Here is a 26,236-nt window from a genome sequence, read left to right as displayed (position 1 = left end):
AAAGCAACTGATGTTCCGGACCGGCCCGCGCAACCTGATCACCGATGTTGCCGGCCTGCGCGTCGGCAATGCGACCGACGCCCTGTTGAAGTCCGGCGTAACGACCGTCCTTTGCGACGAGCCGGCGATCGCCGGCGTGCAGATCCTGGGCGGCGCGCCGGGTACTCGCGAGACGGACTTGCTCGAACCGCATAATTCGGTCGAGGCGGTGCATGCCGTGGTGCTGTCGGGCGGTTCGGCTTTCGGCCTCGACGCGGCGTCCGGTGTGCAGGCAGCATTGCGCGAGCGCGGTATCGGCTTCGAGGTGGGCGGCTTTCGCGTGCCGATCGTGCCGGCGGCGATCCTGTTCGACCTGCGCAATGGCGGCGACAAGGACTGGGGCCGTTATCCGCCCTACCGCGACCTCGGCTATGAGGCAGCGCAAACCGCGGCAATGGATTTCCAGCTCGGTACGGCCGGCGCCGGCACCGGCGCGCTGACCGCGGGGCTGAAGGGCGGCCTGGGTTCGGCCTCGACGCTGTTGGACAATGGCGTCACCATCGGTGCGCTGGCTGCCGTCAACCCGACCGGCTCGGTGACCGTTGGCCGCACGCGCCATTTCTGGGCGGCACCTTTCGAAATCGACGACGAATTCGGCGGGCTCGGCTATCCCTCGCCAATGCCGGACGATGCAAAGAGGATTTTGCTGAAATACCGCGACCAGCATGCCGGGAGGCAGATGGAGACCGGTGGCAACACGACCATCGCCGTCATCGCCACCGACGCGGTTCTGACCAAGGCTGCTGCAAAGCGCCTGGCGATATCGGCGCATGACGGCTTCGTGCGCGCCATCTGGCCGACGCACACGCCAGCCGATGGCGACCTGGTGTTCGCGCTGGCGACCGGCAAGAGCGGTGTCCGGCTCGAAGCCGACGCGGCAATCGACCTCTATGCCGCTGCCGGCGCCACCATGGCGCGCGCCATCAGCCGCGGCGTATTCGCCGCAACGCCTGCCGAAAACGATCTTTTCCCGGTCTGGTCGTCGCGCCCGGGCTGAACCGGTCGATCACACACGATCGGATCTTTCTTCCTCGAAGGTCACCGCGACATCGGAATTCGCCGACAGCCAAACCTTCTTGCCGTCGACTTCGGCAACCAAGGCCAGAGGGACGTAATGGTGATGGCCCTTGTGAGCACCCTCGCCGCTGTCGGCCTTGGTCAGCTTGATGCGCTGGCCGTCGACCTTGTCGACGGTGCCGATATGTACGCCATCGGCGCCAACGACTTCCATGTGCTCACGAATTTTGCTGGTGTCGGTCATGGTGGTTCTCCATTGGGATTGCCGACAATAACAAACGACCGACCGATTGGATGCATCGGCTTTCAGGCAGCACGACGTTTTGATTCCATCATGCTAGGGACTAGACGATCACGAACACCGGGGGTGAAAGACGATGCGGATCCTTTTGCTGTTTGCCGTTTGCCTGTCAGCACAGGTCACGACGCCGATCGTGGCCCGTGCCGGCGATGTCGCCGAGCTCGAAATCCTGGGATTCACCAAGGACGGCGGCGTGTTCGCTTTCGAGGAATATGGCGTCCAGGATGGGTCGGGTTTTCCCTACGCCAACCGCTACTACATCGACACCAATGATGACAGCTTTCTCAAGGGAACGCCGATCCGTGTGCGTCTGGACGACGAGACCGCCACGATCGAGGCAGCGCGCCTGCAAGCCCGGCAGAAGGGCGAGGCCATTGTCAGCCAGGCCGAGTTGAGCGCCAACCGCGGCATCACCGCCGGTTTCAATTCGGTGACCGAACTTTCGGCCGATCCGCACCGCATGGTGGTCAACCCACGCCCGATCTTCTCACCGGTCGACCAGCCGCTCGAATTCCGGCTGGACGAGCTGGGCATGAACAACACCGAAGGCTGCGAGAGCCAGGGCGAGATCAACGGCTTTCGGTTGCTGCGGGTCGAGGCGCGAGACGGCGGCACCACCAAGCTGCTGCACGAGGACAAGTCGATTCCCAAAAGCCGCGGCTGCCCGAACGGCTACAGCATCGGTGCGGTCCAGACGTTCTCGATGGACAGCCTCAGCGCCTATGCGGTGGTGATCGCGGTGCGCCAATACGGTTTCGAGGGGCCGGACTATCGCTGGATTGCCGTGACGGGCCGCCTGTGACACCGCACGCCGCCAGCCCCGGCCCGAACTATGTCCGCCGCGCCTTGCCGGGGTGGCGGACGGCGTTTCTCGGCGCCTTGGTGTGGGCCGTGGTGATGGGCGGCAGCGCGCTTCTCAATCTGCTGCTGGACGATTGGGAGACGCCGGAGAAGATACGAACCGTGTCGCTGCTCTTTGCGATGGGTGGAACCCTCGCCTTTCCGTTTGGCCTGTTTGCGGCGCAGCTGCTGTCTCTCGGAAGGCGCGGGGAAGTTGCCTTCGCGGCAGCGTTCGTTTGCCTCGCCGCCGCGACGATCGGCTTGACCGGCGGGCTCTATGCCCTGCAATACCGCTCCTACTATGCCGAGTGGCATGCGCCCGCCCTCACCCACACCTGGGCTCTCCAGCTCATCTTCACGACCTTGATCGCGTTCTACCAGTTCGTGGTGCTGGGCATCCGGCTTTACTTTCCGCTCGGTTTCATCGCCTTGTTCGCCGCGAGCGTCTGGTTTGCGCGGCAGCGGCGTTGAGCATTTTGTCCGCCTCTGTTAGGACGCGGGCAAACCTCTCTATATGTCAGGACTGACCGATGATCCCACGCTATTCCCGGCCGGAAATGGTCGCCATCTGGTCGCCCGAAACCCGGTTCCGCATCTGGTTCGAAATCGAGGCCCATGCCTGCGATGCGCTGGCCGAACTCGGCGTCATTCCGAAAGAGGCCGCGAAAACCATCTGGGAAAGAGGCGGTGCCGCGAAATTCGACGTCGAGAAGATCGACGAGATCGAGCGAGTCACCAAGCATGACGTCATCGCGTTCCTGACCCATCTCGCCGAATTCGTCGGGCCGGACGCCCGCTTCATCCACCAGGGCATGACGTCTTCCGATGTTCTCGACACCTGTTTTGCCGTGCAGTTGACCCGCGCCAGCGACATTCTGCTCGCCGACATCGACGGGCTGCTCGCGGCGCTCAAGCGCCGTGCCTTCGAGCATAAGGACACCGTCACCATCGGCCGCAGCCACGGCATCCATGCCGAGCCGACGACCTTCGGCATCAAGCTGGCGCAGGCCTATGCCGAATTCTCGCGCTGCCGCGAGCGGCTGGTGCATGCGCGGGAGGATATCGCCACCTGCGCCATTTCGGGTGCGGTCGGCACCTTCGCCAACATCGAACCCTATGTCGAGGAGCATGTGGCGGCAAAACTCGGGCTGAAGCCGGAGCCGGTGTCGACGCAGGTGATCCCGCGTGACCGCCACGCCATGTTCTTCGCCACGCTCGGCGTCATCGCCTCGTCGATCGAGCGGCTGGCGATCGAGGTGCGGCATCTGCAGCGTACCGAAGTGCTGGAAGCGGAAGAGTTTTTCTCGCCCGGCCAGAAAGGCTCGTCGGCCATGCCGCACAAGCGCAACCCGGTGCTGACGGAAAACCTTACCGGCCTCGCCCGCATGGTGCGCTCCATGGCATTGCCGGCGATGGAGAATGTGGCGCTCTGGCACGAGCGCGACATCTCGCATTCCTCGGTCGAGCGGATGATCGGTCCGGATGCCACGGTGACGCTCGACTTCGCGCTGTCGCGGCTGACCAGCGTCGTCGACAAGCTGGTCGTCTATCCCGAGAACATGTTGAAGAACATGAACAAGTTCCGCGGTCTTGTGCATTCCCAGCGCGTCATGCTGGCGTTGACGCAGGCCGGCCTGTCACGCGAGGATTCCTACCGGCTGGTGCAGCGCAACGCCATGAAAGTGTGGGAACAAGGCGCTGATTTTCTTGAAGAACTTTTGTCCGACAAGGAAGTGACCGCAGCGCTCCCGGAGGCGGAGATCCGCGAGAAATTCGACCTGGGCTACCACACCAAGCATGTCGACACGATTTTCAGACGGGTGTTCGGCGAGGCTTGAGCTTTCCTTCTCCCCGTTTACGGGGAGAAGGTGCCCGACGGGCGGATGAGGGGCGGCGCGGACTTTGGCGGTTAAAGCTACCCATCGCTTTGTACAGAAACGATAACCTCCCAACCTCGGCGCCGCCCCTCATTGCCCTACCGGGCATTTCTCCCCGTATAGTGACGGGGAGAAAGAAGCTGCGCCGACGTCAAATCAAGCCTTGCCAGGCACGGTCCTGATCATCGTGCCCCAAGGGTCCTCACGGGTCGTTTCACTGCTCACATTGTCCGAGCGCATCTCGACCCAGGCGAGACCCGATCGCGACGCGTCGCGACGACCCGCACCGGAGCTCTGCCAGGCATTGGCGCCGATGTGGTGGTGGTAGCCGCCGGACGACAGAAACACCGCCTGGCCGCCATATCTGGCCATCGTGTCGAAGCCGAATTCCTGGTTCCACCAGGCTTCGGCTTCTTCCGGCCTGCCGACGCGCAGGTGAACGTGGCCGACAATGCTGTTTTCCGGCGCGCCTTGCCAGCCGGCATCGCCGGCCGGCACTTCGGCGACGACGGAAGGAATGTTCAGCCGTTCGGTCGCCATGGCGATCTTGTCGCCATTCCATTTCCAGTCCTGCGGACGGCGGTCGGCATAGATCTCGATGCCGTTGCCTTCGGGATCAGTCAGGTACAACGCTTCGCTGACCAGATGGTCGGAAGCACCTTCGATGGCGATCTTGTCCGATATGGCATGGTTGATCCAGCGGCCGAGATCGGCGCGGCTGGGCAGCAGGAAAGCCGTATGAAACAGGCCGGCGCTGCGCGGATCGTCCGGCTTGGCGGAAGCATCCGGTTCGATGACCAGCAACGGACGGCTGCCGGCGCCGAGCGTGATCGCGCCATCGGCACGGCTCAACTCCTGCAGGCCGACGACCCTGCGGTAATAGGCTGCGAGGCCTTCGGCATCGCGCGCCTTCAGCCCGACGCGGGCTACGCTCACCGGCGTGGTGGCAGCAAATGGCAGTTCGCTCATCATTGTCTCCGTTGCGGCTACGCTCCGCGGAACTCCAAAAGCCAAGAGCCCTGCGCCGCCGATCATCCTACGTCGTGTCAGCGCCAAACTCCGGTCCTTCACGGCTGTTTCTTTCCCAACGACAAATCGTCGATCGCGATCGTTCACACAAGACAGCGAAAAGCGAACATCGTGTTCACCATTACGAGGGGCGCCCATCAGCGGTTGCATGAGATAAGCGCTCTCGCTATCTCAGCGCCATGAAAGTCAAAGACGCAGATATTCTGATCGTTCCGGGCTACACCAATTCCGGGCCCGAGCATTGGCAGACCCGCTGGCAATCGAAATTGTCGACGGCGCGGAGGGTCGAGCAGGCGGAATGGTCAAAGCCGGTGCGCGAGGACTGGACGGCGAGCGTGGCCAAAGCGGTCAACGAGGCTGAGAGGGCGGTTGTCATCGTCGCCCATTCGCTGGGGGTCGCCGCGGCGGTGCAAGCCATTCCGCGGTTCCAGAAGCGGGTCGCCGGGGCCTTTTTCGTGGCGCCGCCCGATGTCGCCAATCCAAAGATCAAGCCAAGGCACCTGATGACCTTCGGTCCCTACCCGCGCGAACCGCTGCCTTTTCCTTCGATCGTGATCGCCAGCCGTAACGACCCGTTCTGCGCCTTCGATGTCGCCGAGGACATTGCCGGCGCCTGGGGCTCGCTGTTCATCGACGCCGGCGAGACCGGGCATCTCAGCGAGGATTCGGGCTTCGGCCCTTGGCCTGAAGGTTCCATGACCTTCGCCAAGTTCCTGACGGACCTTTAATATATACTGTCAAAACCTGAGCACGAAGCTGCTCGGCAGGCCATCGCGCCAGGATGCTTCACTCGAATTTGTTGAGAGGAGTCGCCGCACTCGTTGTTCTGAATGGGCATTGTTTGCGTGCTTTCGCGCCATTGGCGGAGGGCGTGGTGCTGGCCAGCGGTTCGGCCGCATTCGCCGCCGCTGCCGCCATAGCAGGTTCGATTCTCGTGGCCTTGCCGCTGATGGCCTTCAACAACCGCTGGGTTCAAGCGCTCGGCGCCCTGTTCGACAAGGTCAGACGCAGCAGACCCTCCGCAGCGGCGCCAGCGGCAGCCAAGGCCTGACCACGCGACGCTTGCGGCAGCCGGGTCGGGTTCAGGATCCGATCGAATCCTTGATGCTCTTGAGCAGGGTCTTTGCGCCCAGCGAAATCAGCGCATGCTCCGAGCCCGTGGCGAGCAGGCGATAACCCATCGACACGACACGACCGGCTATTGCCGGTTCGACGACATAGATAGCCGCGTGCTTGCCGGCCTTGCGGGTGCGCTCGGCAACCGAAGCTACCGTCTCCATCATGCTCTCCAGCGTGGAACTGACCGTAGCGCCGTTGGTCCAGGCGATCGAGAAATCCGACGGCCCGAGGAAAATGCCGTCGATGCCCGGCGTGTCGAGAATGCCGTCGAGCGCGTCGAGCGCGGCGCGCGTCTCCACCATGGCGAAGGCCATGGTGCGTTGATTGGTGTCGCGCAGCCATTCGGCTTGGTCGCCCTTGCCATGGCGTGGAAAGGCGTAGGTCGGACCCCACGAACGCTCGCCGAGCGGCGGATATTTCATCGCTGCGGCGAACAGCCTTGCGTCGGCCACCGAGTTCACCATCGGGGCGATGACCGCCTCGGCGCCGAAATCGAGCGCACGGCTCGCCATATCGAAACGGCCGACCGGTATGCGCACCAGCGCGGGTTTGTTCGCGGCAAGCACCGGCATCAGACCGCGCAGGACGCTGTCCTCGTGATGGCCGCCATGCTGCATGTCCAGCGTCACGGCATCGAAGCCCTGCTTGGCGAGGATCTCGACGGTCAGTGCGTCGGGCACGCCCGACCATGCGGTAACCAGCGTTTCATCGGCGGCGAGACGGGACTTCAGGGACATGGACACTTTCCTTGTTAACGATCTCAGTTTCAGCCGGAAACCATGGCAAAGGCAAAGAAAAACCGCCCGGCTGGACCGGGCGGTCGATTGGTCCAGTTATTCTTTTTGTCGCAGGCTCCGTCGCAAAACCGTGGGACACTTTTGCGAAAACCAGATTCGGCCGGATCAGGTGTTCTTGATCTGCTCGATCGCTTGCGCCATCAACTCGTCCATGGTGCGGCGGATCTGATGGTCGGACTGGTCGACGCCAGCGGCATCGAAATCCTTGCGGATCTTGCGGAACACGTCGTGGTCGCCGGCTTCCTCGATATCGGAAACCACCACTTCCTTGGCGTAGACATCGGCGTCAGCGCCCGATTTTCCGAGCTTTTCGGCGGCCCAAAGGCCGAGCGCCTTGTTGCGGCGGGCCGAGGCCTTGAACCGAAGCTCCTCGTCGAATGCGAATTTGCGTTCGAAGCCCTCTTCGCGGTCTTTCATGCTGCTCATGGCGTCCCTCCGGGTCAAATGCGATTCGTTTGCAAAAGGATATGTGTGTTGCCAAAGCACAAACCAAAAGGTCGCGGGCCGGTCAATACGCTTCGTCGCATGCTGCGCTGCGGCATTTCGGTCCCGAAAGCGGTTGATTGGAAGGATTTGCGGATTGAGCAAACGATGTGATTGGGATAGACCCGGCATTGAACCCAACCGTCGCCATACTAATTTAGGCAGACGGACAGGAACTGGTCGCTTGCCGCCTGCCCGCAAATCCAGAGAAAAATTCAGATGAAAAATCGCCGCCGCATTTATGAAGGCAAGGCCAAAATCCTCTATGAAGGACCCGAGCCGGGCACGCTGATCCAGTTCTTCAAGGACGATGCAACCGCGTTCAACAAGAAGAAGCACGAGGTCATCGACGGCAAGGGCGTGCTCAACAACCGCATTTCCGAATATATCTTCAATCACCTGAACCGCATGGGCATTCCGACCCACTTCATCCGCCGGCTCAACATGCGCGAGCAGCTGATCAAGGAAGTCGAGATCATTCCGCTGGAAGTGGTGGTGCGCAATGTCGCCGCCGGCTCGTTGTCCAAGCGCCTCGGCATCGAGGAAGGCACGGTTCTGCCGCGCTCGATCATCGAATTCTATTACAAGGCCGATGCGCTCGACGACCCGATGGTGTCGGAAGAGCACATCACGGCGTTCGGCTGGGCAAGCCCGCAGGAGATCGACGACGTGATGGCGCTGGCCATCCGTGTCAACGACTTCCTCTCCGGCCTGTTCATGGGTGTCGGCATCCAGCTCGTCGACTTCAAGATCGAATGCGGGCGCCTGTTCGAGGGCGACATGATGCGCATCGTCGTCGCCGATGAGATTTCGCCGGACTCCTGCCGCCTGTGGGACGTGGCGACGCAGGACAAGCTCGACAAGGACCGTTTCCGCCGCGACATGGGCGGCCTGGTCGAAGCCTACCAGGAAGTCGCCCGCCGCCTCGGCATCATGAACGAGAACGAGCCGCCGCGCCCCACCGGCCCGGTGCTTGTCGCCTCGACCGACGGCCTCAAAGGCAAGCCGCACTAACCAAGAGTTCGAACAGGAGCATGTCCAGCGTGATCAAGGCCCGCATAACCGTTACCCTCAAGAATGGCGTGCTCGACCCACAAGGCAAGGCGATCGAACATGCACTGTCCGGACTGGGCTTTGATGGCGTCGGCGCGGTGCGGCAAGGCAAGGTGTTCGACGTCGAGCTGGCGGAAAGCGACAAGGCCAAGGCCGAGGCAGACCTGAAAGCCATGTGCGACAAGCTGCTGGCGAACACGGTGATTGAGAATTATAGTGTGACGCTTACCTAAGGTTGTGCCGGAGGCACGGATGCCTGAAGTCACGAATGAACTGATGTACGAGCTTCTGAAGAAAGTCCATTCACGAATGGATCGACTTGAGAATGGCCTAGGCGAAGTCAAGCACGAGATTGTCGCGATCAGGCTGCAGGCGTTGAGCACGCAAACGGACATTAACAATATCTACGCGATAACAGGTCGCATCGATCAACGTCTCGAACGGATTGAGCAGCGCCTCGAGTTGCGCGAACTCGCCGAAGCACAAAGGCCTTACGAACCGAAATGAAATCAGCCGTCGTCCTCCTTCCCGGCCTCAACCGCGACCGCGACATGATCGCGGCGCTGACCAAGATTTCGGGAAAACCGCCGGTTACGGTCTGGCAGACCGATACTGAAATCCCCGATGTCGACCTGATCGCCATCCCCGGCGGCTTCTCGTTCGGCGACTATCTGCGTTGCGGCGCGATCGCGGCGCGCATGCCAGTTATGCGGGCGGTCGCCGAAAAGGCGGCCAAGGGCGTGACGGTCATCGGCGTCTGCAACGGTTTCCAGATCCTAGTCGAGGCCGGCCTGCTGCCCGGCGCCTTGATGCGCAACACCTCGCTGAAATTCGTCTGCCGGCAGGTGAAACTCGAAATCACCAATGCCAACACCATGTTCACCAGCCGCTACAAACCGGGCCAGATCATCCGCTCGCCGGTGGCGCATCATGACGGCAATTATTTTGCCGATGCCGGCACACTTGCGCGCCTGGAAGGCGAAGGACAAGTCGTGTTCCGTTATGCCGAGTGCACCAACCCCAACGGCTCCATCAACGACATCGCGGGCATCGTCAACGACCGGGGCAATGTGCTCGGCCTGATGCCGCATCCTGAAAACCTGATCGAAGCCGCCCATGGCGGCAGCGACGGCCGTGCGCTGTTCGAGAGCGCGCTCGGCATCGCCGCTTGACGATTTCAGCCGAGAATGCGCTAAAGTTTACAAGGACATCAAGTCCATTGCTCTGGGGAGAGAGACGGTCATGAAACTCTATTCGCGGCCGTTGTCGCCCTACTCGTCGATCGTGCGGGCGCTCGCCTACGTCAAGGACGTACCGATCAAGATCATCGCGCCGCCGCCGGGTTTTCCGATCCCTGAAGGATTTCGCGCCATCTCGCCGATGAACCGGATACCGGTGCTGATCACCGGCTCGGGTGAAACGATCGTCGAATCGGTCGTCATCGCCGAATATCTCGAGGAGCGCTTTCCTGAGCCGGCGCTGCTGCCACCCGATTCCAAGGACCGCGCATTGGTGCGCATGTTCGCGCGCATCACCGATCTCGACGTGCTGACGCCGATGATGAAGCTCTTCAAACTGCATTCCGTGCCGAAGCGCGACAATGCCGAGATCGACGCCCAATTCGCCCGCCTGCACCATGGGCTGGCGGCGATCGAGGCGCGCATGGCGCAAGGCCCCTTCGCGCTCGGCAACGACATCAGCTTCGCCGATGCCTGGCTGACCCCAACGCGGTTCATCTTCAACAATTTCCGCGCCATGACAGGCCGCAACAACCTGCTCGACGCCTATCCCAAATTCGATGCTTATGAGCAGATCGCGCTGCAGCACCCAGCGTTGTCGCGGGTATGGGGCGAGATGACCGATGGCCTGGAGCTCTTTTTGTCCGAACTCGAGATGGGTGCCGCTTGATCAAAAACAGGACGATCGCCCTGGTTGCGGCGGCAGGCTTTGCCTTGGCATCGTGCCAATCGAGCCCCAAGAGCACGCCTGTTCCTTCCGGCAAGAGTGCCGCGTTGCTGGCCATGGAGCAAGTGGCGATAGCAGCTCACAAATGCTGGATCGCCAGCAAGGATCCGGCCTTCAAGCAATATCAGATGGCCAATGAACTGAATTCGTTCAGCGGCACGCCGCGTTTCCTTTTGGTGCCGGCCAAGCATTATGGCGGCAAGCCCTTGCTGGTCGTGCAGGCGCAAGGCAATTCGAGCCGCGTCGACGTCTTCGGACCGCTGATGAACGATCCGCTCGGCGCGCGCATCGGTTCGGACATCGCCCGCTGGCAGACAGGCAATCCAGCCTGCGCGGCGACCACCTGACCGTGGGTCGCTTTCTGCAGGTCGCCGGTCTGATCATCGGTCTGGCCGGACTTGTCCTGCAGTTCTGCATCACCGTTCCGGCGTCGATGGAGGCTGGCCGTGGCCTGCTCGGCTCGGTCGTCTTCTATCTAAGCTTCTTCACCATCCTGACCAACATCGGCGCGGTGCTGGTGCACGCCTCGCTGCTGTCGCCCACCGGCTACGCATGGCTGCCTGCCTTCGCCGGGCCACGGATGCGTGCGGGTGTCGCGGTTTCGATCGCCCTGGTCTTGATCATCTATGCCACGGTGCTGGCACGCCTCTGGCAGCCGCAGGGCCTGTTCCTGCTCTGCGATATCCTGCTGCACTATGTGACACCGGTGCTGTTCGTGCTGTGGTGGCTGATGTCGGGCGCCGACGGCAGGACGCGTTGGAGCGACATCTCCTGGTGGGTGCTCTATCCTATCGTCTATCTGATTTATGCGCTGGCGCGGGCGCCGCTCGCCGGCGAGGTGCCCTATCCGTTCCTCGATGTCGCCAAGAACGGCTCGGGCAGCGTCGCCATGGCGTCGTTGGCCATCACCGGGCTGTTCCTGGCGATATGCGTCGTCGCCGTCCTGGCAGACCAGGGCATTGCCCGCCTGCAGACCAAAACCGTCCGCTAGGCAGGTCTATTCCCAGATCGGCCTGATGCCCTCGCGATGGGCGTCGCAGCGGGAGATGCCGATGTCCTTGAGCTGATCGTCGGTCATTTCCAGCAATGCCAGTCGGCTGCGCCGGCGATCCAGCAGATAGTCGATCCACCTCGCCAGCGACCTGGCCAGCCGCGCCAGACGGCTGACGAAGCCGCGCTGGGCGGGCGGGCGCATAATCTGGCCCTCGGTTCTCGAATGACGTATTGTCGCGATTGTATCCATTTTCTTTCTGCCAATAGTCTAAATTGCACCTTTTTTAGCGCATGACTGATATGTATTGACTCATAATTCGGTGCAATATAGAAAATTGTCACCATGACAAATTGGCTTCCAGACCTGACCGCCGGCTCCGGCCCGCTATACCAACGGCTTGCGGATTCCATCGAAACGGACATCGACCGGGGCGTGATCGATGCTGGCGCAAAACTGCCGCCACAGCGCGACCTCGCCTATGACATCGGCACAACGGTCGGCACGGTCGGCCGGGCCTATCAATTGCTCCGCGAACGGGGGCTGGTGAGCGGCGAAGTCGGGCGCGGAACCTATGTGGTCGGCCAGCGCGCCGATGGCGCAAAACCGGACTTCCTGGCTCCGGACGTCGGTGGTGAAGGCACACGCACTATCGACGCGCCGCGCGGCGAACTGCGTTTCGACAGCATGGCGGCGCCCGACATCGGCCAGGGCGCTGATGTCGCCGATGTCCTGTCGCGCGTGGCGCAGGACCATCCCCATGAGATATCAAGCTACACGCGCGATTTTCCCGACCGCTGGTACGAGGCCGGCGCCCGCTGGCTGTCACGCAATTCTTTCCACCCAAATGCCGACGCCGTTGTCCCGACGCTCGGCACGCTTGCCGCGGTGATGGCAGCGATCGCCGCGCTGACCACCCCTGGCGATTATGTCGCCTTCGAGCACCTCACCTATTCACAGGTTTCCCGCAGCGCCAGCCTGATCGGCCGACGGACGGCGTTGGTGGCATCGGACGATGAAGGCCTCGACCCAGATGATTTCGAGCGCGTCTGCGCGCAAAAACATCCCAAGATGATCTTCCTGATGCCGACGGTGCAGAACCCGACGCTGGCGACCTTGTCGGCGGCGCGTCGCGAGGCGATCGCGCGGGTTGCGCGCGAATACAATGTCATCCTGATCGAGGACGATCTTTATGGTCATCTGACCGACGACCCGACACCGTTGCTCGCTGAATATGCCCCTGAACGCACCATTGTCGCCGGCGGCCTGTCGAAGTCGGTCGCGGCCGGCGTTCGCGGCGGCTGGCTCTCCTGTCCGCCCGCCTATCGCCACCGCATCCGTGTCGCCCACAAGATGATGACAGGCGGCATGCCCTTCCTGCTGGCGGAGGTGAATGCGCGGCTGGTGCTTTCCGGTCAGGCCAGCGATATCCGCAAGCGCAGCATCGCTGAAATTAGCGCCCGCATCGCGATCGTGCGCAAGACTTTGGCCGGCTTCGCGTTCAAGTCGCACGTGAAGGTGCCCTTTGTCTGGCTTACCCTGCCCGACCCGTGGCTTTCCGGCACCTTCAAGAATGCCTGCCTCGAGCACGGGGTGCTGATCAATGATGAGGACCAGTTCAAGGCCGGTCGCTCCGAGCAGGTTTTCCACGGCGTGCGCTTCGGCGTTTCACAGCCGAGACAGCACGGGGACGTCGCCGACGGCGTTGCGGTTATCCGGCGTCTCCTCGACGAGGGCCGCGCCGGCTACGACAGCTTCTCCTGAGCCGTTCGCGCTTCCACTGGCAGCTTACGAAACTGGGCCTCTCGGGAGTCTGATCTCGGATCAGCCCTCGGCCTTGAAGTTCTTGGCTTCCTTCTTGGCCTTCTCCTTGCCGTGCTTCTCAGCCAGTTCCTTGGCTTGCCGGGGCGAAACGTCGGTGGTCTCCGCGATATGGAGGGCCTCCTTGTCCGAGAGGCGATTGTCGTTCTTGGCTTGCTTGTCAGCCATGGTGCGGGTCTCCTCGGTGGTTGAGACCCTAACGACGGGGACACCCTTGGCGTTCCCAATGTTGCTTTCTGTCTTTTTCCTCGATCGACGGGTGTATCGGTCGCAAAGCTTGCGATAAGAGGGGACTCAAAATCCCCGCTCCCATGGACATCAATCGCCGCCCATGACCATTTCCAATTCCGTGCCGATCACCCCAGAGCTCATTGCCGCGCATGGGCTGAAGCCCGACGAGTATCAGCGCATCCTCGATCTTGTCGGCCGCGAGCCGAGCTTTACGGAGCTCGGCATCTTCTCGGCGATGTGGAACGAGCATTGTTCGTACAAATCCTCGAAGAAATGGCTGCGCACGCTGCCGACCACCGGGCCGCAGGTCATCCAGGGCCCAGGCGAAAATGCCGGCGTGGTCGACATTGGTGACGGCGACTGCGTCGTCTTCAAGATGGAGAGCCACAACCACCCCTCCTACATCGAGCCCTACCAGGGTGCGGCGACCGGCGTCGGCGGCATCTTGCGCGACGTCTTCACCATGGGCGCGCGTCCGATCGCGGCAATGAACGCGCTGCGCTTCGGCGCACCCGATCATCCCAAGACCAGGCACCTCGTCTCAGGCGTGGTTTCCGGCGTCGGCGGCTACGGCAACGCCTTCGGCGTGCCGACGGTCGGCGGCGAGGTCAATTTCGACGCCCGCTACAACGGCAACATCCTGGTCAACGCCTTTGCCGCGGGCCTGGCCAAGACCGATGCGATCTTCCTGTCGGAAGCCAAGGGCGTCGGCCTGCCGGTCGTCTATCTCGGCGCCAAGACCGGCCGCGACGGCGTCGGCGGCGCCACCATGGCCTCGGCCGAATTCGATGACAAGATCGACGAGAAGCGCCCGACCGTCCAGGTCGGCGATCCCTTCACCGAGAAATGCCTGCTGGAGGCTAGTCTTGAACTGATGGCCTCGGGGGCGGTTATCGCCATCCAGGACATGGGCGCGGCCGGCCTCACCTGCTCGGCGGTCGAGATGGGCGCCAAGGGCGACCTCGGCATCGAACTCGACCTCGACAAGGTGCCGGTGCGCGAAGAGCGCATGAGCGCCTACGAGATGATGCTGTCGGAAAGCCAGGAGCGCATGCTGATGGTGCTGCGCCCCGAAAAGGAAAAGGAGGCCGAGGCGATCTTCCACAAATGGGGGCTCGACTTCGCCATTGTCGGCAAGACCACCGACGACCTGCGCTTCCGTGTGCTGCACCAGGGCGACCAGGTCGCCGACCTGCCGATCAAGGATCTCGGCGACAAGGCTCCGGAGTACGACAGGCCATGGGTCGAACCGAAAAAGCCGGCGCCGCTTGCCGCCAACGACGTTCCGCAGGCCGATGTCGCCGATGCGCTGCTGAAGCTGCTCGGCGGACCGGATCTCTCCTCGCGCCGCTGGGTGTGGGAGCAATACGACACGCTGATCCAGGGCAACTCGCTGCAGCTTCCCGGCGGCGATGCCGGCGTGGTGCGCGTCGAGGGTCATCCGACCAAGGCACTCGCCTTCTCCTCCGACGTCACGCCGCGCTATTGCGAGGCCGATCCTTACGAAGGCGGCAAGCAGGCGGTGGCCGAATGCTGGCGCAACCTGACCGCCACGGGCGCCGTGCCGCTCGCCGCCACCGACAATCTCAATTTCGGCAATCCGGAACGGCCCGAGATCATGGGCCAACTGGTCGGCGCGGTGAAAGGCATCGGCGATGCCTGCCGCGCGCTCGGCTTCCCGATCGTGTCGGGCAATGTCTCGCTCTACAACGAGACCAACGGCCAAGGCATCCTGCCGACACCGACGATTGGCGGCGTCGGCCTGATCGCCGACTGGTCGAAAATGGTGCGAACCGGCTTTGCCGCCGAATCTGAGATGATCCTTCTGGTCGGCGCACCCGCCTCCTGGGGGACGCATCTTGGCCAATCGGTCTATCTCAGGGACATCCACGGCCGTTCCGACGGTCCGCCGCCGCCGGTCGATCTCGAGCACGAGAAGCGCGTCGGCGACCATGTGCGCTCGCTGATCGCGTCCGGCATCGTCACCGCGGCGCATGACGTTTCCGATGGCGGCATCGCGGTCGCTTTGGCCGAGATGGCGATGGCGTCGGGCATCGGCGCGACCGTTCCCGGCCTCGTCGGCACCGATCCCATTCCGGTCTGGTTCGGCGAGGACCAGGGGCGCTATCTCCTGACGCTGTCGATCGATCCGCATGGCGATGAATGGGATGCGATCCGCAAGCAGCAGGGCGAACTCGCCATCTTCGCGCCGTGGATCGGCTCGACCGGCGGCAAGACGCTGAAGCTCGGCGATGCCAGGGCGATCCCGGTCAGCGATTTGACCGCCGCTCACGAAAGCTGGTTCCCGCGCTTCATGGATCAGGCCAGTTGAGCAGACTGGCTGCCCGGGCGCTGCTCGCAGTCGTTTTCTGGCCGTCGCTGTTCTTCTTCTGGTTCCTCGGACCGTTCGTCTTTTTCCTGCTGTCGACGACCTCTAGCGAGGTTTGCCCCAGGCTGGAAACGCGCGCCGAGTTCCTCGCAGCGGCCAAGGGCACGCTTCCGATGCTGGTGCTGCAGAACCTCATCTATGCGGTTCCGCTCATCTGCCTGGTGCTGTGGAGCCGGCTCTTGCCGGACCAGGCGCGGACCGGGCACGTCGTCACCTGCATCAAGCTTTTCGCCGTAGCGGCCATACTGGGAGCGCTGTGGGAGTATGGCTCTTCACTTGTCTGCGATGGCTACGGCCGGCCGTTCTTCTCGCCCGCCTGGCGGATGACCAGCTATCTGCCGATTGCCAACCTGGCGGTCAACATCCCGCTCTACGTGCTGGCCTTCAGCCTCGGCCGGACCTTCTCGATGCGCGAAGACGATCCTCCAGCCGACCCGATCCGTCCGGATGAGAATGCGCCGTAGGCCACAATCGCGACGGTGCTGGACGGAACGGCTTCAATCGCGGCCGGAAAGGCTTTAGGTTTATCCCGACTCTCATCGCACGGGCAGCCACGCCGCCGCCCGCCCGAAAACAGGAATTTCTTTCATGGCAATGGACGCCCACGACATCGAAAAACTGATCAAGGACGGCATTCCGGACGCAAAGGTGACGATTCGCGACCTCGCCGGCGACGGTGACCACTACGCGGCCGAGGTCGTGGCCGAAAGCTTTCGCGGGAAGAGCCGCGTCCAGCAGCACCAGATGGTCTATGATGCGCTGAAGGGCAATATGGGCGGCGTGCTGCACGCGCTGGCGCTGCAGACCAGCGTTCCTGATTGAGGCATACAGCCTCAGACCCGCTTGGCCCAAAACGCCCCATCCTTTGCGCCATTTGGCCGATGACTTGGCTAAACTCTTGTTTCGGGCAACCTATGGGTTTATTTGAAAGGCATGCTTCGAGCCTGACTCCCACAGGCGGGAAAGGATATTCCATGAGCGGTATCAACGACTACATCGACAATGAAGTGAAGGGCAACGACGTCGTCCTTTTCATGAAAGGCACGCCCGGTTTCCCGCAGTGCGGGTTTTCCGGCCAGGTCGTCCAAATCCTCGACTATATCGGCGCCGACTACAAAGGCGTGAACGTTCTGGACTCGGCCGAACTGCGCCAGGGCATCAAGGACTATTCCAACTGGCCGACGATCCCGCAGCTCTACGTCAAGGGCGAGTTCGTGGGCGGCTGCGACATCATCCGCGAGATGTTCCAGGCCGGCGAGCTGCAGACCTTCCTGGTCGAAAAAGGCGTGAGCGTCAAAGGCGCCGCCTGATTCCAGTTTTTGGGCATGTCGCTGTCGACATGCCTGACTTCTGTTTGTGGGCACCGGGGCGGCTCCACCTCGGCAATTTTTACATCCTGATGTCGGGCCCCTGATATCGGGACCAGGACGAGCCAATGCGCCGGCCCGCCGGCGCGTTTTCGTTTTTAGAGATCGGACTTGCCGTGGACCAGCAATCGATAGCGCCGCAGTCGGCAAGCAGACTGTCTATTCCGCGCTGGGAATTCATCGCGCTGTGCGCGGCGCTGATGGCGCTGAATTCGCTGGCCATCGACATCATGCTGCCGGCGCTGCAGCAGATCGGCGCTTCGCTCGGCGTCGAGAACGAAAACCACCGGCAATATGTCGTGGTCGCCTATATGCTCGGCTTCGGCGGCGGCCAACTTTTCTTCGGGCCGATCTCGGACCGGTTCGGGCGTCGCGCGCCATTGGTCGCCGGCTTGATCATCTACGTGGCGGCGGCGGGCGCGGCAGCCATCGCGCCCAGCTTTGAAACACTTCTGCTATGCCGCGTCGTGCAAGGCGTCGGGGCCGCGGCTACCCGCGTCATCGCCGTCTCGATCGTGCGCGACACATTCGAAGGCCGACGCATGGCCGAGGTGATGTCGCTGATCTTCATGGTGTTCATGGCGATACCGGTCATTGCGCCGGGAATCGGCCAGTTCATCATGCTGTTTGCCACTTGGCACTGGATCTTCATCACCATGGCCGTCGGGGCGCTGCTGGTGTCGGCGTGGTCACTGCTGCGCCTGCCTGAAACGCTGCGTCCCGAACATCGCCGGCCGCTGACGGCATCATCCATCCTTGGCGGTTTTCGCATCGTGCTCACCAATCGCGTCGCGCTCTGCTACGCCTTCGCCAGCACCTTCATCTTCGCAGCCATGTTCGGCTTCATCGCCTCGGCGCAGCAGATCTATGTCGACATATTCAACGTCGGCGAGATGTTCCCGCTCATCTTCGCCGGGGTTGCGGGCGTGCTCGCCTTCTCGAACTTCCTGAACTCGCGCCTCGTCGGCCGCATCGGCATGCGCCGTCTGTCGCAAAGCGCGCTGCTGCTGTTCTTGACCATCAGTCTCGCCTGGCTGGTCGTGTCGCTGGAATTGAAGATGCCGCTGTGGCTGTTCGTCACCTTCTTTGCCAGCGCCATGCTGCCGTTCGGTGCGCTCGGCGCCAATTTCAATGCTCTGGCCATGGAGCCACTCGGGCAACTGGCCGGCACGGCGTCATCGATCCTGGGTTTCATGCAGACTTTTCTCGGCGGCATTCTCGGCACGTTGATCGGCCAGGCCTTCAACGGCACCGTGACGCCGCTTGCCGCCGGCTTCTGCAGCGTTTCGGTCGCAGCGCTGCTGATGATCCTCATCGCCGAGCGCGGCAAGATGTTCCAGCCGCACAACGCGCCGGTTTCAGGACACATCACCGACCTGCATTAGGCTGATCCAACCCTTGGCGAGACGGGCTCGCTGACATTGGTCGCCCTTCGCTATCATCGTCGTATTGCGCTCAGCCGAGTTCCTGGGCGAGGCCGATGAGAAGCCCTCCAGGCCCGCGGATGTAGCAGAGCCGATACACGTCCTTATACTGGACGACTTCGCCTACGAGCCGCGCGCCTCGATTGCGGAGCCTTTCAAGCGTCTCGTCGATGTCATCCACGGTGAACATGACGCGGAGGTAGCCCAAGGCGTTGACCGGGGCGTTGCGGTGATCCGCGACGACAGGCGGCGCGAGGAAGCGGGAAAGTTCAAGCCGGCTGTGGCCGTCCGGCGTGCGCATCATGGCGATTTCGACATGCTGATCGCCCAGTCCAGTGACACGTCCGGCCCATTCTCCTTCGATCGTGGCCCGCCCTTCGAGCTCAAGGCCGAGCTCGCGAAAGAAATCGATCGTCTCTTCGAGGTCATCGACGACGATCCCTATATTGTCCATCCGCTTGAGCGCCATGCGTCCAATCTACAAGGTGCCGTCCAGGCCGCAACTCATAAAACTGTCCCAAAACCGCTGCGCTTAGGAGGCGCCTTCAAGAGTTGCCGTGAAGCGAGGGGTCAGCATACGCCCGGCGATTGCCCCGCCCATGCTGTCCGAAAAGGGCAATGGCAAGGCATCATCGAGAGCCTTGAGGATGGAAGCCACGAAGGCACGGCTAAGCCGGGCATCAGTCCCGAGATCGGAATAGGTGGCGCGAGGCTTGCCGATCAGTGTGCCGTTTCGGCGAAGCGAGAACTGCAACGTCAGGGACATGCCGGCGGTTCCAGCTGGCGGCTTCCAACACGCGAAGATGGCCTTGAACATTTCCTCGATGGTGTCGATGGGATCAGGGCTGCGACAGCTGCGTTGCCGTGCCCAGGCCTCACTGGAGCCCGCAAACAAGGCGATGGCCGCGACTACCGCGCACCATATTCGCCGGATCTTTGGGTTCGCGGGTGGCCGCATCACTTCTTTGCCGGTAAAAGCCGGCGGCGCGAACGCCGCCCGCGGAAATTTGAGCTATTGCGACCACAGTTCGCGGCGCAATTCCTGCCAGCTTTCCCGGTCGGGCGCGACCAGCAGACCGCCGCCGACATGCGACGGCAGATAGGGCGTGCCGTCAAACCGCGCGGCATGGCCGCCCGCCTCGGCATGGATCAACACGCCGGCCAGATGATCCCAGGGCATCAGCTTGTTGTAGACGACGAAATGGCCGTGGCCGCTGGCCAGCAAGCGGTATTCGTGGGCGGCACAGCGGTAGTTGAACTGCGACAGCGTCTTGGTCTGGTTGCGGGCCAGCCGCGTGCGGTCGGGCTCGGCCATGTATTGCCAGGAGACCGCGCCGGTCATCTCAGAGATCGGCGCTCTCGCGGCAACCCGGACTTTCTCCAGCGTGCCATGCGCATGACGGATATGGCTGCCGGCACCCCTGGCGCCGATCAGCCAGTCCTTGCCGACCGGATCGTGGATGATGCCGGCGACCGTCTCGCCCTTGACCACGACGCCAAGCATGACGCCGAACAGCGGCACCCCGGAAGCGAAGTTGAAGGTGCCGTCGACCGGGTCGATGACGAAAGCAAGATCGGCGTCGCCCAGACCGTCGAGCAGCGCCGGATCGTCGGAACAGGCCTCCTCGCCGACAACCATGGCGCCGGGATAGCGTTGGCGCAGCCTGGCGGTGATCAACCGTTCGGCATTGACGTCCGCTTCGGTCACCAGGTCGGCGGCGGAGGTCTTCTGCCTGACGTCGCCATCGCCCAGCCGGCGGAAGCGGGGCATGATTTCGGTGTCGGCCGCTTCAGCCAGCAGGCTGGCCAGCCAGTCGATCGCGGTATCGTCAAATGTCATCGGCTTGCCTGAGGGTTTCGTTGAGGGCAGCAAAATCGAACAGTTTCCTGTCGAGCAGATGCGACGGCCTGGTGTTGGACAGCGCACGCAGCATCGTGTCCTTGCGGCCAGGCATGCGCTTTTCGATGTCGTCCAGCATCGCCTTCATGGCGTTGCGCTGGAGACCCTCCTGGCTGCCGCAGAGGTCGCAGGGAATGATCGGGAACCGCATGGCGGCAGCGAATTTTTCGAGGTCGATCTCGGCGCAGTAGCTCAACGGCCGCAACACAATGACGTCGCCGTCGTCGTTGAGCAGCTTTGGCGGCATGGCGGCGAGGCGGCCGCCGTGGAACAGGTTCATGAAGAAGGTCTCGAGGATATCCTCGCGGTGGTGGCCAAGCACCAGGGCGGAGCACCCCTCCTCGCGCGCGATCCGGTAGAGATGACCGCGGCGCAGCCGCGAGCACAGCGAGCAGTAGGTGCTGCCCTGCGGCAGCTTGTCGGTGACGACGGAATAGGTGTCCTGGTATTCGATCCGATGCGCGATGCCGTTGGCGTTGAGATAGTCCGGCAGGATGTTCTTGGGGAAATTCGGCTGGCCCTGGTCGAGATTGCAGGCAAGCAAATCGACCGGCAGCAGTCCGCGCCATTTGAGGTCCAGCAGCACGGCAAGCAGGCCGTAGGAATCCTTGCCGCCCGACAGCGCGACCAGCCAGCGCTCGCCAGGCCTGACCATCGTAAAATCCTCGATCGCCTGGCGGGTCAGCCGCAGCAGCCGCTTGCGCAGCTTGTTGAACTCGACCGAGGATGGCACATCGGCGAACAGCGGATGGAACCCGCCCTCGGCGATCGGTTCAAGCGTTTCGATGTCCGGCTGCATGTTCATGGCGCGACGGCCCCGTATGTAACTACCGACCGGATTAGCGCATCGGCAGGAAAACCGAAACGGCAAAGCGGATGCACGAAACAAAAAGGCCGCCTCGAGGGCGGCCTTTCCGATATCGCAGAAAAGCGTTCGCTTAGCGCGAATAGAATTCGACGACCAGGTTCGGCTCCATCTGCACGGCGAACGGAACGTCCGCCAAGCCGGGGATGCGCGAGAAGGTCGCGACCATCTTGTTGTGATCGGCTTCGATGTAGTCCGGAACGTCGCGCTCGGCGAGACCGACCGCTTCCAGGACGATCACCAGCTGCTTCGACTTTTCACGCACTTCGACGACGTCGCCCGGCTTGCAGCGGTACGAACCGATGTTGACGCGCTTGCCGTTGACGTTGACGTGGCCGTGGTTGACGAACTGACGGGCGGCGAAAATGGTCGGCACGAACTTGGCGCGGTAGACGACCGCGTCGAGACGCGACTCGAGCAGGCCGATCAGGTTCTCCGAGGTGTCGCCCTTGCGGCGGTCCGCCTCTTCATAGACCTTGCGGAACTGCTTTTCCGAAACGTCGCCATAGTGACCCTTCAGCTTCTGCTTGGCGCGCAGCTGCAGGCCGAAGTCGGAAAGCTTGCCCTTGCGGCGTTGGCCGTGCTGGCCGGGGCCGTATTCACGCTTGTTGACCGGGGACTTCGGGCGGCCCCAGATATTTTCGCCGAGACGGCGGTCGATCTTGTATTTCGCGGATTCGCGCTTGCTCATCGCATTCCCTTTTCAAAAACAACACACCCGGCACCTCATGTCCGGGTGAAGGAAACGCGCCCTCCTCTGGCCTCCGTTTTCGAGACCTGACAGGGTTTTCCCACGCAACGCGGCGGAAAACCCACGGGACACGTCAGTTCAAACAAGATCAGAAACAACCAGTGTCGCCGACCTTGCGCATACAAAACAAACACCGGACATCGCTGCCCGGCGTTGGCGGCTGGTTAAACCGAGATTTAACCGGTGTCAAGCTTGTGAGTGGCGCCGCGTAACGCAACCTTATACCGTCCGGGACGTAGATGCGATGCCGGTTGGGGCGGGAGGTTTGCGCCAACGGCACCAGGAAGCGACTGGAGTTAGAGGAGTCCAATAAGCATGAAGAAGTTCTTCCTTACCTTGGCCGGTGCCGCGGTATTGGCCGGGTCGATGGCGGTTGCGCCGGAGCCGGCGATGGCCCGTCATTGGCACGGGCACAAACAGGTGTGCCGCGTTATCGTCAAGAAAAGGGTGGTGTGGCGGAATGGCCACCGCCGGGTGATCGTACAGAGGGTGAGGCGCTGCCACCGCTGGTAAGCTGCCCCAAGCAACAATCCAAGGCCAGCGAACCGTCGCTGGCCTTTTCAATGATCAGGCTGGCTCGAAGCGCTCAATCCTTGGATTTTTTCTCCGGCAGTCCCTTGCGCTTCGTCTCGGCGAATTCCTCAAGCTGCTTTTCGCTCATCGATTTATACATGCCCTTGGAAGCGCCCTGGAGTTCGCTCTTTTTCGTCTCTCCGCGCTTGGCCGACAGGGCGGCGCCGGCGGCTTTCTGCTGGGCTTTCGAGGTGGCTGGCTTTGCTGTCAGGAGAAACGCCCGCGCCTTGGCGGCGGTTCCCTCGCCAGCGGCGCAGTTCCCGCCTTCCCGTGTCCGGAGCGCCAGTGTAGGACGGCGGCATGAAATCACTGACCGATCCCTCACAAGCACTCTCCACGGGCTTGGCGAAAATCCGCACCGAATTCCACGTGCCGGAAGGATTTCCGGCAGTCGTAATGGCCGCAGCGGAGGCGGCGGCCAAACGCGTGCCCAACCAGCACAGCGATCGAACAGCGATGCCCTTCGTTACGCTCGATCCGGCAAGCTCCACCGATCTTGATCAGGCGTTTTCAATCGAGGCGAGCGGCGGCGATCTGCTGCTGCATTATGCGATTGCCGACGTAGCCTGGTTCGTCGAGGACGGCGACGCGATCGATCTCGAGGCCTGGACGCGGGGCGAGACGCTTTACCTCCCGGACGGCAAGGCCGGGCTCTACCCGCCGGCACTTGCCGAAGGCGCAGCGAGCCTGCTGCCGGATGGACCGCGCCCGGCGGTCGTCTTCGCCGTCCGGGTCGCCGAGGATGGTCTGGTGAAATTGGACGGCGCGGAGCGGGCAATCATTCAAAGCCGCGCCAAGCTCGCCTATGACAGCGTGCAGGCCTCCGATCTCCCGGCCGGCTTCGCCGAAATGGCACGGCGCATGGCGATGAACGAAAAGCGGCGTGGCGCGTCCCGCGTCGACCCGCCCGAGCAGGAGGTGGAAAGGCTCGCCGACGGCACGTTCCGGCTTTCGTTCAGACCGCTGCTGCAATCCGAGCAAGACAACGCCGCGCTTTCCCTGGCCGCCAACATGGCGATTGCCGACGCCATGCTTGCGCATCATACCGGCTTGTTCCGTGTGATGTCGGAGCCGGATGCTTCCAAGGTGCAAAGACTGCGCAACGCGGCACTGGCTCTGGGGCTGTCCTGGCCGGCCTCCACCAGCTTGCACGACTACCAGCGAACCCTTGACCCGGCCGATCCGCAACAGGCGGCGCTGATGCTGGAAATCCGCCATGCAAGCCCAGGCGCGTCTTACCAACCCTATCAGGAGGGTGTCGTCCCCTGGCACGAGGCGATGGCGGCGACCTATGCCCATGCAACCGCGCCGCTCAGGCGACTGGCCGATCGCTACGTCGTGCGCTGCGCGCTGGCAATCGCCAACGGCCAGCCCGCACCGCAGGCCGTCACCGATGCGTTCACCAGATTGCCGAAAGTGATGGGACGGGCGGGTGCCCGCGCTTCGCAGATCAACCATGCGGCCATCGACCTTGCCGAGGCGGTGATGCTCAGGGGACGCGAGGGGGAGACATTCAAGGCCGTCGTGACCGATGTCAACCATGGCGTGCGCGTCCAGCTTGCCGACATGCCTATCGTTGCCAACGTGGACGCAGCCGGGCTCGGACAGGGTGACGGCCTAACGCTAAGGCTGGTCCTGGCCGATCCGGATCAACGCCGCATCGTGTTCGAACCTGCCTGAACGGCGGACGCTTCCGCCACCAGTCCAAAGCCCTGCATCAGCCGGCTGACGGCGAAATCCGCCTTGCCAGACGTGAAGACGGCGAGATCAGGCTCGCCTTGCGGCAGCGCCCCATCGATGGGCGGCAGCAGGGAAAGCGCCCGCCGCGCGATCGCTTCGGCCGGATCGATCCAGTCGACCGGCCAGGGCGCCGTCTTGCGCATACGGTTGACCAGAAATGGATAGTGGGTGCAGGCCAGCACGACGATGTCGGTCCTGCGCCCGTCATGTTCCATGAAACAGGGGGTGATCTCGGCGCGCACGGCCTCCTCGTCGACGAAGCCCTCGCGCATATAGGCCTCGGCAAGCCCCGCCAGCCTGTCGCTGCCGACCAGGCGGACATGGCATTTCTGCGCCCATTTGCTGATCAGGTCGCGCGTGTATTGCCGCTTGACCGTGCCCGGCGTGGCCAGCACAGAGACCAGGCCCGAGCGCGTGCGCTCCGCCGCCGGCTTGACCGCAGGCACGGTGCCGACAAAGGGGTGGCCGGGAAATCTGTCACGCAACGCATCGATGACCAGGGTCGACGCGGTGTTGCAGGCGATAACCGAAATGACCGGCGAAAACCGGTCGAGCAGCCTGGCGAACAGCTCCAGTATATGGGTGCGCAGCGCCGGTTCTTCCCAGGCGCCGAAAGGAAAGGCCGCATCGTCGGCGACATAGACGAAGCGCCGGTCCGGCATCAGCACGCGCGCCTCGCGCAACACGGTCAGGCCGCCGACGCCGGAATCGAACATCAGGATCGGCTGGTCAGTCATTGTCGGTTCCCTTGCCGCCGAGCGGCGGCGTGTCCGTGTCATCGCCGTTGGCGTCCGGCGCCTGGCCAGCCGCATCCGCCTTGCGGGCACGCGCGGCTGCCGCTGGCAAGCGCCTTGGATCATCGCCCGGCGAACCGTCGCCGCGCGGCATTGCCGGCGAGAACCTGTCGAGCGACGAGATGATGCCGCGCAGCACTTTCAGCTCCGGCTCGGCAAAGCCGGCGCGCGTCAGCACGGCGCGCAGATTGTCGACCATCTTCGGCTTCTTCGGCGCCGGCCGGAAATAGCCGCGCGCCTCGAGCGCGCCTTCGAGATAGGCGAACAAGCCGTGCAGCTCTTCCTTGCTGGCCGGCTTCATGTCCGGACCGGAGAAATTCGTCCTGGTCTCGTCCTCGAGGCCGGACTTCATCCACTCATAGGACATCAGAAGCGCTGCCTGGGCGATGTTGAGCGAGGAGAAGTCAGGATCGACCGGAAAGGTGACGATCTCGTCGGCGAGGCCGACCTCGTCATTGTAGAGGCCGAAACGCTCGCGGCCGAACAGGATGCCGGTGCGCTGGCCCATTCCGTGACGGGCCCGCAGCACCCTGCCCGCTTCGACCGGGCCGCGCACGGTCTTGAAGCCATCGCGTTGCCTTGCAGTGGTGGCGAAAACGAAATTCAGGTCGGCAAGGGCCGAGGCGAGATCATCGAACACCTTGACCGCATCGATGACGTGATCGGCACGGCTGGCGGCCGCGCGTGCCTTCTCGCTGGGCCAACCGTCGCGCGGGTTGACCAGGCGCAACTCCGCCAGGCCGAAATTGGCCATGGCGCGCGCGACCATGCCGATGTTCTCGCCAAGCTGCGGCTCGACGAGGATGATGGCCGGACCGGCGGCTGAAGCGTTATCGGGATCTTTGGTGACGGGCATGATTGTCAATGAAC

At 62.9% G+C, this 26,236-nt stretch carries 35 protein-coding genes; 21 read left to right on the top strand and 14 right to left on the bottom strand.

Annotated features, from left to right (window positions below; translation table 11 throughout):
* Positions 1 to 10 precede the first annotated feature (10 nt).
* On the top strand, positions 11 to 1,036 hold the full coding sequence (locus X743_RS163585; RefSeq protein ID WP_023764188.1) for a P1 family peptidase: 1,026 nt from the start codon (positions 11 to 13) through the stop codon (positions 1,034 to 1,036).
* Between the two features lie 9 nt (positions 1,037 to 1,045).
* On the opposite strand, the gene X743_RS163590 is transcribed toward X743_RS163585, so the two are convergent.
* On the bottom strand, positions 1,046 to 1,300 hold the full coding sequence (locus X743_RS163590) for a DUF2171 domain-containing protein (protein WP_013895855.1): 255 nt from the start codon (positions 1,298 to 1,300) through the stop codon (positions 1,046 to 1,048).
* Between the two features lie 133 nt (positions 1,301 to 1,433).
* On the opposite strand from X743_RS163590, the gene X743_RS163595 reads away from it, so the two are divergent.
* The 3 genes from X743_RS163595 to purB are packed head-to-tail and all read left to right on the top strand — an operon-like array spanning position 1,434 to position 4,035.
* Positions 1,434 to 2,159: a DUF2259 domain-containing protein gene (locus X743_RS163595; RefSeq protein ID WP_023764187.1), complete on the top strand. Its 726-nt coding sequence runs from the start codon at positions 1,434 to 1,436 to the stop codon at positions 2,157 to 2,159.
* Positions 2,156 to 2,668 carry a hypothetical protein gene (locus X743_RS163600; protein ID WP_023764186.1) on the top strand — a complete coding sequence of 171 codons (513 nt, stop codon included), beginning with the start codon at positions 2,156 to 2,158 and terminating at the stop codon, positions 2,666 to 2,668. Before X743_RS163595 ends, X743_RS163600 begins: the two co-directional genes overlap by 4 nt.
* A 59-nt stretch (positions 2,669 to 2,727) precedes the next feature.
* Positions 2,728 to 4,035, top strand: a complete 1,308-nt coding sequence (purB, locus tag X743_RS163605; RefSeq protein WP_023764185.1) for an adenylosuccinate lyase — start codon at positions 2,728 to 2,730, stop codon at positions 4,033 to 4,035.
* A gap of 195 nt (positions 4,036 to 4,230) precedes the next feature.
* Here the strand turns inward: purB and X743_RS163610 are convergent, their stop codons facing one another.
* Positions 4,231 to 5,043, bottom strand: coding sequence for a VOC family protein (locus tag X743_RS163610; protein ID WP_023764184.1), 813 nt, complete (start codon positions 5,041 to 5,043; stop codon positions 4,231 to 4,233).
* 239 nt (positions 5,044 to 5,282) lie between these two features.
* Here X743_RS163610 and X743_RS163615 point away from each other — a divergent pair, with 239 nt between their 5' ends.
* Positions 5,283 to 5,831 (top strand): alpha/beta hydrolase, encoded by a 549-nt coding sequence (locus X743_RS163615; RefSeq protein ID WP_023764183.1) that lies wholly within the window; start codon positions 5,283 to 5,285, stop codon positions 5,829 to 5,831.
* Positions 5,832 to 5,974: 143 nt separating this feature from the next.
* Complete coding sequence (locus X743_RS163620; RefSeq protein ID WP_198028413.1) at positions 5,975 to 6,154, top strand: hypothetical protein; 180 nt, start codon at positions 5,975 to 5,977, stop codon at positions 6,152 to 6,154.
* A 31-nt stretch (positions 6,155 to 6,185) separates the two neighbouring features.
* On the opposite strand, the gene X743_RS163625 is transcribed toward X743_RS163620, so the two are convergent.
* Both X743_RS163625 and X743_RS163630 read right to left on the bottom strand, forming a co-directional pair.
* Positions 6,186 to 6,959, bottom strand: coding sequence for an HpcH/HpaI aldolase/citrate lyase family protein (locus tag X743_RS163625; protein WP_023764181.1), 774 nt, complete (start codon positions 6,957 to 6,959; stop codon positions 6,186 to 6,188).
* Positions 6,960 to 7,124: 165 nt separating this feature from the next.
* Positions 7,125 to 7,445 (bottom strand): DUF1476 domain-containing protein, encoded by a 321-nt coding sequence (locus X743_RS163630; RefSeq protein ID WP_013895863.1) that lies wholly within the window; start codon positions 7,443 to 7,445, stop codon positions 7,125 to 7,127.
* A gap of 276 nt (positions 7,446 to 7,721) precedes the next feature.
* On the opposite strand from X743_RS163630, the gene purC reads away from it, so the two are divergent.
* From purC to X743_RS163665, 7 genes are all read left to right on the top strand, one after another.
* Positions 7,722 to 8,516, top strand: a complete 795-nt coding sequence (purC, locus tag X743_RS163635) for a phosphoribosylaminoimidazolesuccinocarboxamide synthase (protein WP_013532127.1) — start codon at positions 7,722 to 7,724, stop codon at positions 8,514 to 8,516.
* Positions 8,517 to 8,545: 29 nt separating this feature from the next.
* A complete protein-coding gene (gene purS, locus X743_RS163640; protein ID WP_013895864.1) occupies positions 8,546 to 8,788 on the top strand; it encodes a phosphoribosylformylglycinamidine synthase subunit PurS in 243 nt (80 codons plus the stop codon).
* A 19-nt stretch (positions 8,789 to 8,807) separates the two neighbouring features.
* Entirely contained in the window at positions 8,808 to 9,062 is a 255-nt protein-coding gene (locus tag X743_RS163645; RefSeq protein WP_023764180.1) for a hypothetical protein, read from the top strand.
* On the top strand, positions 9,059 to 9,727 hold the full coding sequence (gene purQ, locus X743_RS163650; protein WP_023764179.1) for a phosphoribosylformylglycinamidine synthase subunit PurQ: 669 nt from the start codon (positions 9,059 to 9,061) through the stop codon (positions 9,725 to 9,727). Before X743_RS163645 ends, purQ begins: the two co-directional genes overlap by 4 nt.
* A gap of 70 nt (positions 9,728 to 9,797) precedes the next feature.
* Positions 9,798 to 10,463 (top strand): glutathione S-transferase family protein, encoded by a 666-nt coding sequence (locus tag X743_RS163655; protein WP_023764178.1) that lies wholly within the window; start codon positions 9,798 to 9,800, stop codon positions 10,461 to 10,463.
* On the top strand, positions 10,460 to 10,867 hold the full coding sequence (locus tag X743_RS163660) for a hypothetical protein (RefSeq protein ID WP_023764177.1): 408 nt from the start codon (positions 10,460 to 10,462) through the stop codon (positions 10,865 to 10,867). The genes X743_RS163655 and X743_RS163660 overlap by 4 nt, the downstream gene beginning before the upstream one ends.
* A gap of 2 nt (positions 10,868 to 10,869) precedes the next feature.
* Positions 10,870 to 11,511, top strand: a complete 642-nt coding sequence (locus X743_RS163665) for a Pr6Pr family membrane protein (protein ID WP_023764176.1) — start codon at positions 10,870 to 10,872, stop codon at positions 11,509 to 11,511.
* A 6-nt stretch (positions 11,512 to 11,517) separates the two neighbouring features.
* Here the strand turns inward: X743_RS163665 and X743_RS163670 are convergent, their stop codons facing one another.
* Complete coding sequence (locus tag X743_RS163670; RefSeq protein WP_023764175.1) at positions 11,518 to 11,763, bottom strand: DUF1127 domain-containing protein; 246 nt, start codon at positions 11,761 to 11,763, stop codon at positions 11,518 to 11,520.
* 93 nt (positions 11,764 to 11,856) lie between these two features.
* Here X743_RS163670 and X743_RS163675 point away from each other — a divergent pair, with 93 nt between their 5' ends.
* Positions 11,857 to 13,275: a PLP-dependent aminotransferase family protein gene (locus tag X743_RS163675; protein WP_023764174.1), complete on the top strand. Its 1,419-nt coding sequence runs from the start codon at positions 11,857 to 11,859 to the stop codon at positions 13,273 to 13,275.
* A 60-nt stretch (positions 13,276 to 13,335) separates the two neighbouring features.
* Here the strand turns inward: X743_RS163675 and X743_RS1000000172715 are convergent, their stop codons facing one another.
* Positions 13,336 to 13,500, bottom strand: coding sequence for a hypothetical protein (locus X743_RS1000000172715; protein WP_023764173.1), 165 nt, complete (start codon positions 13,498 to 13,500; stop codon positions 13,336 to 13,338).
* Between the two features lie 163 nt (positions 13,501 to 13,663).
* Here X743_RS1000000172715 and purL point away from each other — a divergent pair, with 163 nt between their 5' ends.
* The 5 genes from purL to X743_RS163700 all read left to right on the top strand — a co-directional run bounded on the left by purL (position 13,664) and on the right by X743_RS163700 (position 18,704).
* On the top strand, positions 13,664 to 15,895 hold the full coding sequence (purL, locus tag X743_RS163680; RefSeq protein ID WP_023764172.1) for a phosphoribosylformylglycinamidine synthase subunit PurL: 2,232 nt from the start codon (positions 13,664 to 13,666) through the stop codon (positions 15,893 to 15,895).
* Positions 15,892 to 16,416, top strand: coding sequence for a hypothetical protein (locus X743_RS163685; RefSeq protein WP_023764171.1), 525 nt, complete (start codon positions 15,892 to 15,894; stop codon positions 16,414 to 16,416). Before purL ends, X743_RS163685 begins: the two co-directional genes overlap by 4 nt.
* Before the next feature lie 124 nt (positions 16,417 to 16,540).
* Positions 16,541 to 16,774, top strand: coding sequence for a BolA family transcriptional regulator (locus tag X743_RS163690; protein WP_010909092.1), 234 nt, complete (start codon positions 16,541 to 16,543; stop codon positions 16,772 to 16,774).
* Positions 16,775 to 16,926: 152 nt separating this feature from the next.
* Entirely contained in the window at positions 16,927 to 17,262 is a 336-nt protein-coding gene (grxD, locus tag X743_RS163695) for a Grx4 family monothiol glutaredoxin (RefSeq protein ID WP_013895877.1), read from the top strand.
* 218 nt (positions 17,263 to 17,480) lie between these two features.
* On the top strand, positions 17,481 to 18,704 hold the full coding sequence (locus X743_RS163700) for a multidrug effflux MFS transporter (protein ID WP_051508509.1): 1,224 nt from the start codon (positions 17,481 to 17,483) through the stop codon (positions 18,702 to 18,704).
* A 70-nt stretch (positions 18,705 to 18,774) separates the two neighbouring features.
* Here the strand turns inward: X743_RS163700 and X743_RS163705 are convergent, their stop codons facing one another.
* From X743_RS163705 to rpsD, 5 genes are all read right to left on the bottom strand, one after another.
* Positions 18,775 to 19,212: a VOC family protein gene (locus X743_RS163705; RefSeq protein ID WP_023764169.1), complete on the bottom strand. Its 438-nt coding sequence runs from the start codon at positions 19,210 to 19,212 to the stop codon at positions 18,775 to 18,777.
* A 63-nt stretch (positions 19,213 to 19,275) separates the two neighbouring features.
* On the bottom strand, positions 19,276 to 19,509 hold the full coding sequence (locus X743_RS1000000173225) for a hypothetical protein (RefSeq protein ID WP_224686713.1): 234 nt from the start codon (positions 19,507 to 19,509) through the stop codon (positions 19,276 to 19,278).
* A 246-nt stretch (positions 19,510 to 19,755) separates the two neighbouring features.
* A complete protein-coding gene (locus X743_RS163710) occupies positions 19,756 to 20,583 on the bottom strand; it encodes an inositol monophosphatase family protein (RefSeq protein WP_023764167.1) in 828 nt (275 codons plus the stop codon).
* The gene (gene ttcA, locus X743_RS163715; RefSeq protein ID WP_023764166.1) at positions 20,573 to 21,448 is read right to left on the bottom strand and encodes a tRNA 2-thiocytidine(32) synthetase TtcA; all 876 of its coding nucleotides are present in this window, start codon (positions 21,446 to 21,448) and stop codon (positions 20,573 to 20,575) included. The genes X743_RS163710 and ttcA overlap by 11 nt, the downstream gene beginning before the upstream one ends.
* A 133-nt stretch (positions 21,449 to 21,581) precedes the next feature.
* A complete protein-coding gene (gene rpsD / locus X743_RS163720; RefSeq protein ID WP_023759539.1) occupies positions 21,582 to 22,199 on the bottom strand; it encodes a 30S ribosomal protein S4 in 618 nt (205 codons plus the stop codon).
* Positions 22,200 to 22,574: 375 nt separating this feature from the next.
* Here rpsD and X743_RS163725 point away from each other — a divergent pair, with 375 nt between their 5' ends.
* Positions 22,575 to 22,772, top strand: a complete 198-nt coding sequence (locus tag X743_RS163725; protein WP_023764165.1) for a hypothetical protein — start codon at positions 22,575 to 22,577, stop codon at positions 22,770 to 22,772.
* Between the two features lie 73 nt (positions 22,773 to 22,845).
* Here the strand turns inward: X743_RS163725 and X743_RS0135465 are convergent, their stop codons facing one another.
* The gene (locus X743_RS0135465; RefSeq protein WP_031257461.1) at positions 22,846 to 23,043 is read right to left on the bottom strand and encodes a DUF3008 family protein; all 198 of its coding nucleotides are present in this window, start codon (positions 23,041 to 23,043) and stop codon (positions 22,846 to 22,848) included.
* Between the two features lie 89 nt (positions 23,044 to 23,132).
* Between X743_RS0135465 and X743_RS163730 the strand changes: the two genes are divergently transcribed.
* Positions 23,133 to 24,512 carry an RNB domain-containing ribonuclease gene (locus tag X743_RS163730; RefSeq protein WP_023764163.1) on the top strand — a complete coding sequence of 460 codons (1,380 nt, stop codon included), beginning with the start codon at positions 23,133 to 23,135 and terminating at the stop codon, positions 24,510 to 24,512.
* On the opposite strand, the gene murI is transcribed toward X743_RS163730, so the two are convergent.
* A complete protein-coding gene (murI, locus tag X743_RS163735) occupies positions 24,482 to 25,309 on the bottom strand; it encodes a glutamate racemase (protein ID WP_023764162.1) in 828 nt (275 codons plus the stop codon). The genes X743_RS163730 and murI overlap by 31 nt on opposite strands.
* Complete coding sequence (locus X743_RS163740) at positions 25,302 to 26,222, bottom strand: RNA methyltransferase (protein WP_023764161.1); 921 nt, start codon at positions 26,220 to 26,222, stop codon at positions 25,302 to 25,304. The genes murI and X743_RS163740 overlap by 8 nt, the downstream gene beginning before the upstream one ends.
* Between the last annotated feature and the right edge of the window lie 14 nt (positions 26,223 to 26,236).

It is taken from the genome of Mesorhizobium sp. LNHC232B00 (genome assembly GCF_000502435.1).
In the GTDB taxonomy this organism is placed as follows: Bacteria; Pseudomonadota; Alphaproteobacteria; order Rhizobiales; family Rhizobiaceae; genus Mesorhizobium; species Mesorhizobium opportunistum.
The sequence above is the reverse complement of the archived record's forward strand: the minus strand, read 5'-3'. Positions and strand labels throughout refer to the sequence as shown.